This window comes from Comamonas sp. 17RB (assembly GCF_030056555.1).
Taxonomy (GTDB): domain Bacteria; phylum Pseudomonadota; class Gammaproteobacteria; order Burkholderiales; family Burkholderiaceae_C; genus Comamonas; species Comamonas terrigena.
The window spans coordinates 241,340-254,495 of record NZ_JASHHY010000001.1 but is presented as its reverse complement, the minus strand read 5'-3'; the positions used below and the strand labels follow the sequence as shown (position 1 = coordinate 254,495).

General features: G+C 62.8%; 8 protein-coding genes. 3 read left to right on the top strand and 5 right to left on the bottom strand.

Going from position 1 to position 13,156, the window contains the following annotated elements; genetic code table 11:
* Nucleotides 1–62 precede the first annotated feature (62 nt).
* The 5 genes from fdhE to QM470_RS01035 all read right to left on the bottom strand — a co-directional run bounded on the left by fdhE (nucleotide 63) and on the right by QM470_RS01035 (nucleotide 7,119).
* Nucleotides 63–1,037, bottom strand: coding sequence for a formate dehydrogenase accessory protein FdhE (fdhE, locus tag QM470_RS01055; RefSeq protein ID WP_283337817.1), 975 nt, complete (start codon nucleotides 1,035–1,037; stop codon nucleotides 63–65).
* 98 nt (nucleotides 1,038–1,135) lie between these two features.
* Complete coding sequence (locus QM470_RS01050) at nucleotides 1,136–1,762, bottom strand: formate dehydrogenase subunit gamma (RefSeq protein ID WP_066532416.1); 627 nt, start codon at nucleotides 1,760–1,762, stop codon at nucleotides 1,136–1,138.
* Entirely contained in the window at nucleotides 1,759–2,688 is a 930-nt protein-coding gene (gene fdxH, locus QM470_RS01045; RefSeq protein WP_066532413.1) for a formate dehydrogenase subunit beta, read from the bottom strand. Before fdxH ends, QM470_RS01050 begins: the two co-directional genes overlap by 4 nt.
* Nucleotides 2,689–2,698: 10 nt before the next feature.
* Complete coding sequence (gene fdnG / locus QM470_RS01040) at nucleotides 2,699–5,758, bottom strand: formate dehydrogenase-N subunit alpha (protein WP_283337816.1); 3,060 nt, start codon at nucleotides 5,756–5,758, stop codon at nucleotides 2,699–2,701.
* Nucleotides 5,759–6,057: 299 nt separating this feature from the next.
* A complete protein-coding gene (locus tag QM470_RS01035) occupies nucleotides 6,058–7,119 on the bottom strand; it encodes an AI-2E family transporter (RefSeq protein ID WP_283338190.1) in 1,062 nt (353 codons plus the stop codon).
* A 230-nt stretch (nucleotides 7,120–7,349) separates the two neighbouring features.
* Between QM470_RS01035 and QM470_RS01030 the strand changes: the two genes are divergently transcribed.
* From QM470_RS01030 to lpdA, 3 genes are all read left to right on the top strand, one after another.
* The gene (locus tag QM470_RS01030) at nucleotides 7,350–10,229 is read left to right on the top strand and encodes a 2-oxoglutarate dehydrogenase E1 component (RefSeq protein ID WP_280010724.1); all 2,880 of its coding nucleotides are present in this window, start codon (nucleotides 7,350–7,352) and stop codon (nucleotides 10,227–10,229) included.
* Nucleotides 10,230–10,292: 63 nt separating this feature from the next.
* Entirely contained in the window at nucleotides 10,293–11,537 is a 1,245-nt protein-coding gene (gene odhB, locus QM470_RS01025) for a 2-oxoglutarate dehydrogenase complex dihydrolipoyllysine-residue succinyltransferase (protein ID WP_192334052.1), read from the top strand.
* 92 nt (nucleotides 11,538–11,629) lie between these two features.
* A complete protein-coding gene (gene lpdA / locus QM470_RS01020; protein WP_283337815.1) occupies nucleotides 11,630–13,057 on the top strand; it encodes a dihydrolipoyl dehydrogenase in 1,428 nt (475 codons plus the stop codon).
* Nucleotides 13,058–13,156 lie beyond the last annotated feature (99 nt).

Below are 13,156 nucleotides of genomic sequence, written 5' to 3'. Positions count from 1 at the left end.
TGGCCCGGCGTGGTGTGCGGGAGAGCGCAGCCTTGTCAGGCGCTTCGGCCGCAGACTGGGGCTTATTGTGCCGGATCGATCAGCCCGTCCTGGGGCTGGTCTGCATCCTGCGCTTCGGCCACGGCCACATACAGCAGCGGGTTGGCGCTGGCGCGCTGGAAGCGGGTCTGCTCGCTCATCAGCAGGTCCAGCATCAGGCTGGCCAGGTCGTCGGCCAGCGGCTCGGCGAACGGGTCTTTTTCCTGGTTGACCACCTTGCGGTAGGTGCCGCACTCATCGCAGGTTTCGGCGGTGACCACGTCCTTGCTGCCTTCGATGGTTTCGTAGTGGATGCCCTTGGTGGATTCGCAGTGCGAGCACTTGACGCGCACCATGTGCCATTCGGTGCAGCAGGTGCCGCAGTGCAGGTAGCGGTGGCCGTTGGCCTTGCCGCCGATGCGCAGCACGCTGGCCACGGGTTCGCTGGCGCAGACGGGGCAGATGCTGGCCGGGTCGGTGTAGGGCACGTCCACTGGGTTCAGCGCAGCGGCGCGGCGGGCATAGGTGACCTGCAGCGCGGCCATGATGAACGGCGCCATGCCAATGTGGCGTGCCGCCACTTCTTTTTGCAGCAGCTTGGCGGCAATGTCGTTGCGCTCGGCGTCCGGCAGGTTGCGCAGTTCGGTGATCAGCGGCTGCAGCGGTGCGGGCAGGCCTTCGGCGCTGGAGAGGGTTTCCAGCATGCTGTGCAGCACGGTGTGCCAGGCAGGGTCCACATGTTCGGCGGCGGGCAGCAGCGGCATGGAGTGCTGCTGGGCCCGTTCGATGGTGCTGGTGTCCAGCGGGGCCAGTTCCACGCTGCTGGCGGCGGCCTGCTGGGCGTCGACGATCTTGGCGGCGAACTGCAGGTAGTCGGCGATGGGGTTGCCGTCGGCCAGCTGGCGCAGGCGGGCCGCGCGCTCGCTGAACAGGCTGGCGACCTGCGGCAGCAGGATGCGGGGGAAGGAGGTCTTGTCCAGCGCTTCGATTTCGCCGGGTTGGAGGATACGTTGCTGCATTTGTGTGGTTCTCAATGAAGGCCGCCGGCAGCCCGTGAAGGCAGCCGGCGGCAATCAACAAGCGTCAATGAGGGGGGCTGAGGAGTGCCCCTGTTTTTTTAGTCGTTGTCGCCGGTCATCTTGCGATACCAGCCGCGGTGATGCTGCTTGGCCCAGGCACGTGTCACTGTGCCATAGAGCATGGCACGGATGGTGCCGCGGGTCCAAATAGCCGCATACACGTGCATGATGATCAGGCCGATCATCCACACGGCCGCAATGGCGTGCACCACCGAAGCGGCACGCACCACGCCCACCGGCAGGTTCCACCAGGCGCGCCACATCAGCACGCCGGTGATGGTGATCAGCGCCATGCCGATGACCAGGCCCCAGAACAACAGCTTCTGACCGCCGTTGTACTTGCCTTGTTCGGGCATGTCGTGGTCGTCGCCGTCGATCATCTTGTTGACGTTCTTGAGCCAGTCAATGTCGCGGGGTTCCACGATGTTGAGCTTGGCAAAACGGCAGGCCATGACGATGAAGAACAGCGCCATCACCACCCCGATGTAGGGGTGCAGGATGCGGCTCCACGGACCACCGCCGAACAGCTGGGTCAGCGGGAAGAACGCCGGGTGGAAGAACGCCAGGCCGGACAGGGCCAGCAAGATGAAGCAAATGCCGACCACCCAGTGGTTGGCGCGCTCCGATGCGTTGTAGCGCACGAGGTCGCGGGGATTGCGTTTCATTTGCCAGACTCCTTATTCAGCGCTTCGGCGTCCTTGCGTTCCATTTCATCTTCCAGCTCCTTGGACACGTCGTTCGGGCCCTTGGTGATGTAGTGGAACAGGCTGCCCACGGCAGCGGCGCCCAGTGCGGCCATGGCCAGAGGCTTGGCCACGCCCTTCCACAGTGCGACCATGGGACTGATCTTGGGATCGTCCGGCAGGCCTTTGTAGAGGGAGGGCTTGTCCGCATGGTGCAGCACGTACATCACGTGGGTGCCGCCCACACCTTGCGGGTCGTACAGGCCGGCCTGGTCGAAGCCACGGTTTTTCAGGTCAACCACACGGTGGGCGGCCTGGTCCTTCATGGCTTCCTTGGTGCCAAACATGATGGCGCCGGTCGGGCAGGTCTTGACGCAGGCGGGTTCGCGACCCACCGCCACGCGGTCGGAACACAGGGTGCACTTGTACGCCTTGTGGTCCTTCTTCGAGATGCGGGGGATGTTGAACGGGCAGCCGGTGACGCAGTAGCCGCAGCCGACGCACTGGTCCTGCTGGAAGTCCACGATGCCGTTGCTGTACTGCACGATGGCCCCGGGGGAAGGGCAGGCCTTCAGGCAGCCCGGGTCTTCGCAGTGCATGCAGCCGTCCTTGCGGATCAGCCATTCGAGGTTGCCGGTCGCTTCGTTCTCGTACTCGGTGAACCGCATCACGGTCCACGACTGATCGGTCAGATCGGTCGGGTTGTCGTAGACGCCGGCTGCTGCCGTGCCGATTTCGTCGCGCAGATCGTTCCACTCCATGCAGGCTGTCTGGCAGGCCTTGCAGCCGATGCATTTGGAGACGTCGATCAGCTTGGCCACCTCGCCGCTGTGCGTTTCGCGCGCACTGGGGGCAGGGGTGGTCGTCGCGGAGCGGCGCTTGATATCAAGGGACATGGTTGAAGACATCAGCTACTCCTTAAGCCTTCTCAACCTTCACGAGGAAGGTCTTGGATTCAGGGGTCAAGCTATTGCCGTCACCGACCGAGGCGGTCAGGTTGTTGGCCATGTAGCCCTTGCGGCCCTGGGACGAGAAGCCCCAGTGGATAGGCACACCCACGTGGTGGATGGTCTTGCCGTCGATCTGCATCGGCTTGATGCGCTTGGTCACCACGGCCGCAGCCTTGACGAAGCCGCGCTTGGACGACACCTTGACCTTTTGGCCGGTCTCGATGCCCAGCTCCTTGGCCAGCGCCTCGCCGATTTCCACGAACTGCTCGGGCTGAACGATGTTGTTCAGGTGCACGTGCTTGGTCCAGTAGTGGAAGTGCTCGGTCAGGCGGTAGGTGGTGCCCACGTGCGGGTACTCGGCGGCCGTGCCGGCGGAATCCTTGACGGAGTCAAAGATGCGCATGGCAGGGTTGATGACAGCCAGCTTGTTCTTGGGGTACATGGGGTTGTAGCCCAGCGGGTTGTCAAACGCCTCGTAGTGGGTGGGGAACGGACCTTCGTTCATGCCCTTGCGTGCGAACAGACGCGCCACACCTTCGGGGTTCATGATGAACGGGTTGGTCGTTTCGGGCGGCATGGTCGGTCCCATGTCGGGCACGTCGGCGCCACCCCAGTTCTTGCCATTCCACTTGATCAGCACGCGGTTCGGGTTGAACGGCTTGCCTTCGCGGTCGCAGGATGCACGGTTGTACAGCACGCGGCGGTTGGCCGGCCAGGCCCAGGCCCAGTTCAGCGTGTTGCCGATGCCCGTGGGGTCGCTGTTGTCGCGGCGGGCCATCTGGTTGCCCGAAGACGTCCAGCTGCCGGCCCAGATCCAGCAACCACCCAGGGTGGAGCCGTCGTCGCGCATTTCACCAAAGCCTGCCAGCTGCTCACCCGCCTTGCGGATGACCTTGCCTTCGGCGTCGGTCAGGTCGACCAGCGCACGACCGTTGTATTCCTTGGCGATTTCCTCGGAAGACGGGTGTGCGGGCTGTGCGTACGGCCAGTAGAGCTTGGTGATCGGGTCGGAGAACTTGCCGCCTTCCGTCTCATACAGCTTCTTCAGGCGCAGGTGCAGGGCCGACATGATGGCGATGTCGGTCTTGGCCTCTCCCGGGGGCTCGGCCGCCTTCCAGTGCCACTGCAGCACGCGCGAAGAGCTGACGACAGCGCCGTCTTCTTCGGCAAAGCAGGTGGTGGGCAGGCGGAACACCTCGGTCTGGATGGAAGCGGAATCCACGTCGTTGAATTCGCCGTGGTTCTTCCAGAATTCCGAAGTCTCGGTGGTCAGGGGATCCATCACCACCAGGAACTTCAGCTGCTTCAGGCCGTTGCGCACGTTGTTGCTGTTGGCCAGCGCCGCCAGGGGGTTGAAGCCCTGGGCGATGTAGCCATTGATCTTGCCCTGGTTCATCAGGTCGAAGACCTGCAGCATGTCGTACTGCTTGTCCAGCTTGGGCAGGTAGTCGAACGCCCAGTTGTTTTCCGCCGTGGCGGCAGGGCCCCACCACGCCTTCATCAGGCTGACGTGGAACTTGGGCGTGTTCGACCAGTAGTTCATCTGGCCCGGACGCAGTGCCTTGGGCGTGCGCGCGGCGATGTACTTGTCGTACTCCTGTTCGGCTTCGTTCGGTAGCGTCAGGTAACCTGGCAGCGAAGCAGACAGAATGCCCAGGTCCGTCAGGCCCTGGATGTTGGAGTGGCCGCGCAGCGCGTTCATGCCGCCGCCAGCGATACCGATGTTGCCCAGCAGCAGCTGGATCATGGCGCCGGTACGCAGCATCTGTGCGCCGGTGGTGTGCTGTGTCCAGCCCAGGGCGTACATGATGGTGGCGACACGGCCGGCTTCCGCCGTCGAGGCGAGCTTGTCTGCCACGTGCAGGAACTTTTCCTTGGGCGTGCCGCAGATGCTTTCCACCTTTTCAGGGGTGTAGCTGGCGTAGTGGCGCTTGAGCCACTGGTACACGCAGCGGGGGTGCTGCAGCGTGGGGTCGACCTTCACGAAGCCGTCTTCACCCAGTTCATAGTCCCAGGTGGACTTGTCGTAGGTGCGCTTTTCGGGGTTGTAGCCCGAGAAGATGCCTTCGTCGAACGCAAAGTCCTCGCGCACGATGAACGTGAAGTCCGTGTAGTTCTTCACATACTCATGGTGGATGCGGTCGTTGGTCAGCAGATAGTTGATCACACCACCCAGGAACACGATGTCCGAGCCCGAACGGATAGGGGCATAGAAATCGGCCACGGATGCCGAGCGGTTGAAGCGCGGATCGACCACCATGAAGTGAGCATTGTTGTGCTCCTTCGCTTCGGTCACCCACTTGAAGCCGCAGGGGTGTGCTTCGGCGGCATTACCGCCCATGATCAAGATAACGTCCGCGTTGCGAATGTCGACCCAATGGTTCGTCATCGCTCCACGGCCAAACGTCGGGGCAAGACCTGCCACCGTCGGGCCGTGTCAGACACGTGCTTGGTTATCGAGTGCGAGCAGGCCCCAGGAACGGGCCACTTTGTGCGTAACGTAGCCGGCTTCGTTGCTGGCGGCCGAAGCGGCCAGCATGCCGGTGGTGAGCCAACGGTTCACCGTCTGGCCCTTTTCGTTCTTTTCAACGAAATTGGCGTCGCGGTCTTCCTTGAGGAGCTTGGCGACGCGGGTCAGTGCCTCATCCCAGGACATGCGCTTCCACTCGGTCGAGCCGGGGGCGCGGTATTCGGGGTACTTGAGGCGGTTGGGGCTGTGCACGAAGTCCAGCAGCGATGCGCCCTTGGGGCACAGCGTGCCGCGGTTCACCGGATGGTCCGGATCACCTTCGACGTGCATGACCGACAGCTTGGCGTTCTTGGCGCCGTCGCTGTAGGAATACATCAAAATGCCGCAGCCGACCGAGCAGTACGTACATGTCTGCCGAGTGACGGTGGCGGCGGCCAGCTTGAACTGACGGACCTCCGCAAGGGCAGCGGTGGGCGAGAAGCCCATCACTGCCAAGCTGGATGCCGCCAGACTCGAACCAGTCACTTTCATGAACTGGCGTCTGGAGAATTGCACCATGGGTTACCTTTTTTAACTTGACGCTTGTGGGGCCATTCTAGGTCCGGCAACTTATATAAGACGCAGGAGTTCAGGTTCTCGGTCACTCTTCTCGGGATTGCTGTACGCCTCTGGGTCTGCTCATGTACTCCTGTGAACGGCTGCCGGTTCCCTTGCTGCCTTCTGCTTTCCAGCACGCTTGGGCAGCCATAAATACTGTGGACCACAAAAAGACAAGCCGACCTAGGGAAGTCCCGAGGTCGGCCTGGCGAAAAGGTGTTTCCATCTGCGCGATGGATAAACGCGCGTATCAGATGTAACTAGTTGGGCGTATTTTCGGCGGCAGGTGGGGCGTAAATCTCCCAGGTGGCCATGAACAGGGCAGCGATGGCCGGGCCCACGACAAAGCCCGACAGGCCGAACAGGGACATGCCGCCCAGGGTGGAGATCAGCACCACGTAGTCGGGCATCTTGGTGTCCTTGCCCACCAGCAGGGGGCGCAGGATGTTGTCGACCAGGCCGATGACCAAAATGCCATAGGCGGTCAGGATCAGGCCCTGGCTCCAGTTGCCGGTGGCCAGGAAGTAAATCGCCACCGGGCCCCAGATCAGGCCGGCACCCACGGCGGGCAGCAGGGACAGGAAGGCCATCAGCACGCCCCAGAGCACCGGGGCGTCAATGTCCAGAATCCAGAAAATCAGCCCGCCCAAGGCGCCCTGGGCGGCGGCCACGGCCAGGTTGCCCTTGACGGTGGCCTTGATGACGGTGGTGAATTTGCTCAGCAGCTGGGTCTTGTGCTCGCGGTCCAGGGGGATGGCGTCGCGGATGCGCGCGGCCAGCCGGGTGCCGTCGCGCAGCAGAAAGAACAGCAGGTACAGCATGATGCCGAAGCCCACCACAAAGCTCAGGGTGCCCTGGCCCAGGTTGACGGCCTTGGTGGCAAAGGATTTGGCGGCTTCACCGGCCACGACCGCCAGGCGCTGCTGGATTTCGGTCAGGGTGCTGAGGTTGAGGCGGTCCAGGATGTCCAGGGCCCAGTCCGGCAAGGCCGACTTGATCTGCTGGATATAGGTGACCACGTTCATCTGGCCCGAGCTCATGCGGTGGTAGACCGACACGGCTTCCTGGATCACCGACAGCGAGATGGCGATCAGCGGCAGGATCACCACCAGCAGGCACAGCAGCAGGGTGAGGAGGGTGGCGGTATTCGGGTACCGGGGCATGCGGGCCAGCAGGCGGCGGTTCAGCGGCTGGAACAGGATGGCCAGCACCACGGCCCAGAACACGGCGCCCACGAAAGGCCACAGGATGGTCAGGAACCCGAGGGTGACGGCTGCCAGCAGCAGTGCAAAGGTGTACTTGTTGGCGTTTTCCGAGCGCATGTGCATGGAGGCAAGCCTGCAGACTAAGGGGATATGGGAATGTAAGCGAAGCAGACAGCGTTTAAGCTGTGACCGCCTTTCGGAATGGCATGGCATTCGGTGGCACAATGGCAGACGCAACAACAGGCCCTTCCCCAGCCACAGTCGCATCCGCCATCCGGTACAGCCGTGTCGCGGAAGGTTTACCAACCAGCTAAGGCTTTCCCCAGGAAAGCGGAGGTCAGCGGAATATGAGCGATCAGCCATCTGTTTACCAAGCCTACCAAGGCAACACCTATCTCTTCGGCGGCAACGCGCCCTATGTCGAAGAGATGTATGAAAACTATTTGGCCAACCCCGGCAGCGTGCCGGATTCGTGGCGTGAATACTTTGATGCGCTGCAGCATGTGCCTGCAGCCGATGGCACCAACGCCAAGGATGTTCCCCACCTGCCCGTGATCAACGCGTTCGCGGAACGCGCCAAGCAAGGCGGCACCAAGGTGGTCCAGGCTTCCGGCGCCGATTCCGAACTGGGTCGCAAGCGCACTGCCGTGCAGCAGCTGATTGCCGCATACCGCAATGTGGGCCAGCGCTGGGCCGATCTGGATCCGCTCAAGCGCACCGAGCGCCCCGACATTCCCGAACTCGAACCCGCTTTCTACGGCTTCACCGATGCCGACCAGGAAGTCGTGTTCAACGTGGGCAACACCTTCTTCGGCAAGGAAACCATGTCCTTGCGCGAGCTGATGAATGCTCTGCGTGAAACCTACTGCGGCACCATCGGTGTCGAGTACATGTATGCCACGGACCAGGCGCAAAAGCGCTGGTGGCAGCAGCGTCTGGAAACCATCCGCTCCAAGCCCGTCTTCGATGCCGCCAAGAAAAAGCGCATCCTGGACCGCCTGACGGCAGCCGAAGGTCTGGAACGCTATCTGCACACCAAGTACGTGGGCCAGAAGCGCTTCTCGCTGGAAGGCGGTGAGTCCTTCATCGTCGCCATGGACGAGCTGATCAACGCCAGCGGCCAGCAGGGCGTGCAGGAAGTGGTGATCGGCATGGCCCACCGCGGCCGCCTGAACGTGCTGGTCAACACCCTGGGCAAGATGCCCAAGGACCTGTTCGCCGAGTTCGATCACACCGCTCCCGAAGAGCTGACCGCCGGTGACGTGAAGTACCACCAGGGCTTCAGCTCCGATGTGTCCACCGCAGGCGGCCCCGTGCACCTGTCGCTGGCCTTCAACCCTTCCCACCTGGAAATCGTCAACCCCGTGGTCGAAGGTTCGGTGCGCTCGCGCATGGACCGTCGCGCCGACCCGCACGGCAAGCAAGTGCTGCCGGTGCTGGTGCACGGTGATGCCGCTTTTGCCGGCCAGGGCGTGAACCAGGAAACCCTGGCGCTGATGCAGACCCGTGGTTATTCCACCGGCGGCACTGTCCACATCATCATCAACAACCAGATCGGTTTCACCACCTCCGACCCCCGCGACAAGGGCTCCACCACCTACTGCACGGACATCGTGAAGATGGTGGAATCGCCCGTGCTGCACGTGAACGGTGACGATCCCGAAGCTGTGGCACTGTGCATGCAGCTGGCACTGGACTTCCGCATGGAGTTCCAGCAAGACGTGGTGGTGGACGTGGTCTGCTTCCGCAAGCTGGGCCACAACGAGCAAGACACCCCCGCGCTGACCCAGCCGCTGATGTACAAGAAGATCGCTGCCCACCCCGGCACGCGCAAGCTGTACGCCGACAAGCTGGCTGCCCAGGGTCTGGGCGAGTCGCTGGGCGACGACATGGCCAAGGCCTACCGCGCCGCCATGGACGAAGGCCGTCACACCCAGGAAGTGGTGCTGACCAACTTCAAGAGCCAGTACGCCGTGGACTGGAGCCCGTTCCTGGGCCAGAAGTGGACCGATGCCGGTGACACCGCCATCCCGCTGACCGAATGGAAGCGCCTGGCCGAGAGAATCACGACGCTGCCCGAAACCGTGAACCCCCACGCTCTGGTGAAGAAGGTCTATGACGACCGCGCCGCCATGGGCCGTGGCGATGTGAACGTGGACTGGGGCATGGGCGAGCACATGGCTTTCGCATCGCTGGTGGCTTCGGGCTATCCCGTGCGTCTGTCCGGTGAGGACAGCGGCCGCGGTACCTTCACCCACCGCCACGCCGTGATCCACGACCAAAAGCGTGAAAAGTGGAGCGAAGGTTCCTACATCCCGCTGTCGAACGTGGCCGAGAACCAGGCTCCGTTCACCGTGATCGACTCCATCCTGTCCGAAGAGGCAGTGCTGGGCTTCGAATACGGCTATGCCTCCAACGATCCCAACACCCTGGTGATCTGGGAAGCCCAGTTCGGCGACTTCGCCAACGGCGCCCAGGTGGTCATTGACCAGTTCATCGCCTCCGGTGAAGTGAAGTGGGGCCGCGTCAACGGCCTGACCCTGATGCTGCCGCACGGCTACGAAGGCCAGGGCCCCGAGCACAGCTCGGCCCGCCTGGAGCGCTTCATGCAGCTGGCTGCCGACACCAACATGCAGATCGTGCAGCCCACCACGGCCAGCCAGATCTTCCACGTGCTGCGTCGTCAGATGGTGCGCAAGCTGCGCAAGCCGCTGGTCATCTTCACGCCCAAGTCGCTGCTGCGCAACAAGGACGCCACGTCGCCGCTGTCTGAATTCACCAAGGGTGCGTTCCAGACCGTGATCGCCGAGCAGGATGCCAACGTGGTGAAGAACGCCGCCAAGGTCAAGCGCGTGATCGCTTGCTCGGGCAAGGTGTACTACGACCTGGTGAAGAAGCGTGTCGAGAAGGAAAGCAACGATGTGGCCATCATCCGCGTCGAGCAGCTGTATCCCTTCCCGCACAAGGCTTTCGCTGCCGAGCTGAAGAAGTACCCCAACGCTACCGACATCGTGTGGTGCCAGGATGAGCCACAGAACCAGGGCGCCTGGTTCTTCATCCAGCACAACATCCACGAGAACATGGCCGAAGGCCAGAAGCTGGGCTACTCGGGTCGCGCTGCCTCGGCTTCGCCGGCGGTGGGCTACTCGCACCTGCACCAGGAGCAACAAAAGGCTCTGGTGGAAGGCGCATTCAGCAAGCTCAAGGGTTTTGTCCTGACCAAGTAATACAGGGACAACCCCTGCCCGGAGGGCAGGGGTATACAAAAACATCTTTGGAAAGAATTCAAAATGGCAATCGTTGAAGTCAAGGTTCCCCAGCTGTCCGAGTCCATCGCCGAGGCGACCATGCTGACGTGGAAGAAGAAGGCCGGTGAGGCCGTCGCTGTGGACGAGATCCTGATCGAGATCGAAACCGACAAGGTGGTGCTGGAAGTGCCCGCCCCCGCCGCTGGCGTGCTGGCCGAAATCGTGCAAGGTGATGGCGCCACCGTCATCGCCGAGCAGCTGATCGCCAAGATCGACACCGACGCCGTGGCCGGTGCCGCTGCTGCGCCTGCTGCCGCTCCGGCCGCTGCCGTGGCTGCCGCTGCCCCCGTGGCCGCCCCTGCTGCCGCTGGTGGCAACAAGGGTGATGTGGCCATGCCCGCTGCTGCCAAGCTGCTGGCCGAAAACAACCTGTCCGCCGCCAACGTGGCCGGTTCGGGCAAGGATGGCCGCGTGACCAAGGGTGATGCACTGTCCGCCATCAAGGCTGGCGCTACCATCCCCACCGGCGCTCCCAAGGCTGCTCTGCCCCAGGTGGCTGCTCCTGCGCTGAAGGAAGACCTGTCGGGCCGTCCCGAACAGCGCGTGGCCATGACCCGTCTGCGCGCCCGCGTGGCCGAGCGTCTGCTGCAGTCGCAATCCACCAACGCCATCCTGACCACGTTCAACGAAGTGAACATGGCTCCGGTGATGGCACTGCGCAAGAAGTTCCAGGACGATTTCGTCAAGGAACACGGCGTGAAGCTGGGCTTCATGTCCTTCTTCGTGAAGGCTGCCGTGCACGCGCTGAAGAAGTACCCGGTGCTGAACGCTTCGGTGGACGGCAACGACATCGTCTACCACGGCTATTTCGACATCGGTATCGCCGTGGGTTCGCCCCGTGGCCTGGTGGTGCCCATCCTGCGCAACGCCGACCAGATGAACTTCGCCGAGATCGAAAAGAAGATTGCCGAATTCGGCAAGAAGGCAGCTGACGGCAAGCTGGGCATCGAAGACATGACCGGCGGTACCTTCTCCATCTCCAACGGCGGCACCTTCGGCTCGATGATGTCCACCCCCATCATCAACCCGCCCCAATCCGCCATTCTGGGCGTGCACGCCACCAAGGACCGTGCCGTGGTTGAAAACGGCCAGGTCGTGGTGCGCCCCATGAACTACTTCGCCATGTCCTATGACCACCGCATCATCGACGGCCGCGAAGCCGTGCTGGGTCTGGTGGCCATGAAGGAAGCGCTGGAAGATCCTTCGCGCCTGCTGTTCGACCTGTAATTCACACCGGGTTCACACCTCGACGAAACCCACCCTCGGCCACACGCCCACGGTGGGTTTTTTTCAGCACCTGTAGACAAGAGATTTGAGACATGAGCAAGCAATTTGACGTTATCGTGATCGGCGCCGGCCCTGGCGGCTACATCGCCGCCATCCGTGCCGCCCAGCTGGGCAAGACCGTCGCCTGTATCGACGAGTGGAAGAACGCTGACGGCGGCGCTGCCCCTGGCGGTACCTGCACCAACGTGGGCTGCATTCCTTCCAAGGCGCTGCTGCAGTCGTCCGAGCACTTCGAGCATGCCAATCTGCACTTTGCGGACCACGGCATCTCCACCGGCAAGGTCGAGATCGATGTGCCCAAGATGATCGCCCGCAAGGACGCCATCGTGAAGCAGAACAACGACGGCATCCTGTACCTGTTCAAGAAGAACAAGGTCACTTTCTTCCACGGCCGCGGCTCCTTTGTGCGCACCGTGGAAGGCGGCTACGAGATCAAGGTGGCCGGCAAGGAAGAGGAATCCATCACTGGCGCGCAGATCGTGGTGGCCACCGGCTCCAACGCCCGCGCACTGCCTGGCGTGCCTTTCGATGAAGAAAACATCCTGTCCAACGACGGCGCGCTGCGCCTGGGCAAGACCCCCAAGAAGCTGGGCCTGATCGGCGCCGGCGTGATCGGCCTGGAAATGGGTTCGGTCTGGCGCCGTCTGGGCACCGAAGTGACCGTGCTGGAAGGCATGCCCACTTTCCTGCCCGTGGTGGATGAGCAGATCGCCAAGGAAGCCAAGAAGGCTTTCGACAAGCAGGGTCTGAAGATCGAGATGGGCGTGAAGATCGGTGAAGTCAAGTCGTCCAAGAAGGGCGTGAGCGTGGCCTACACCAACGCCAAGGGCGAAGCCCAGACGCTGGACGTGGACAAGCTGATCGTCTCCATCGGCCGCACCGCCAACACCATCGGCCTGAACGCCGAAGCCGTGGGCCTGCAGCTGGACGAGCGCGGCTGCATCGTGGTGGACGACGACTGCAAGACCAACCTGCCCGGCGTGTGGGCGGTGGGTGACGTGGTGCGCGGCCCCATGCTGGCACACAAGGCGGAAGAAGAAGCCGTGGCCGTGGCCGAGCGCATCGCCGGCCAGCACGGTCACGTGAACTTCGCGACCCTGCCTTCCGTGATCTACACCAGCCCCGAAGTGGCATGGGTGGGCCGCACCGAGCAGCAACTGAAGGCCGAAGGCGTGAAGTACAAGGCCGGCACCTTCCCGTTCCTGGCGAACGGCCGTGCCCGTGCACTGGGCGACACGACCGGTATGGTCAAGTTCCTGGCCGATGCCGAGACCGACGAGATCCTGGGCGTGCACATGGTGGGCCCGATGGTGTCCGAGCTGATCTCCGAAGCCGTGGTGGCCATGGAGTTCAAGGCATCGAGCGAAGACATCGCCCGCATCTGCCACGCTCACCCCTCGCTGTCCGAATCCACCAAGGAAGCGGCTCTGGCGGTGGACAAGCGCACGCTGAACTTCTGATGGCCGTGAGCCGTTTGCACGGCTGACCATTCAGAGCGCTGCCTGTGCCCGAGAGGGTGCAGGCAGCTTTTTTTTGTGTGTACGGTGGGCGGGCGCCGG

What these genes read in the sequence shown, in the direction of transcription:
- fdhE (WP_283337817.1), bottom strand. Translation starts at nt 1,037, where the DNA reads ATGCAGCAACGTATCCTCCAACCCGGCGAAATCGAAGCGCTGGACAAG.
- QM470_RS01050 (WP_066532416.1), bottom strand. Translation starts at nt 1,762, where the DNA reads ATGAAACGCAATCCCCGCGACCTCGTGCGCTACAACGCATCGGAGCGC.
- fdxH (WP_066532413.1), bottom strand. Translation starts at nt 2,688, where the DNA reads ATGTCTTCAACCATGTCCCTTGATATCAAGCGCCGCTCCGCGACGACC.
- QM470_RS01035 (WP_283338190.1), bottom strand. Translation starts at nt 7,119, where the DNA reads ATGCGCTCGGAAAACGCCAACAAGTACACCTTTGCACTGCTGCTGGCA.
- QM470_RS01030 (WP_280010724.1), top strand. Translation starts at nt 7,350, where the DNA reads ATGAGCGATCAGCCATCTGTTTACCAAGCCTACCAAGGCAACACCTAT.
- odhB (WP_192334052.1), top strand. Translation starts at nt 10,293, where the DNA reads ATGGCAATCGTTGAAGTCAAGGTTCCCCAGCTGTCCGAGTCCATCGCC.
- lpdA (WP_283337815.1), top strand. Translation starts at nt 11,630, where the DNA reads ATGAGCAAGCAATTTGACGTTATCGTGATCGGCGCCGGCCCTGGCGGC.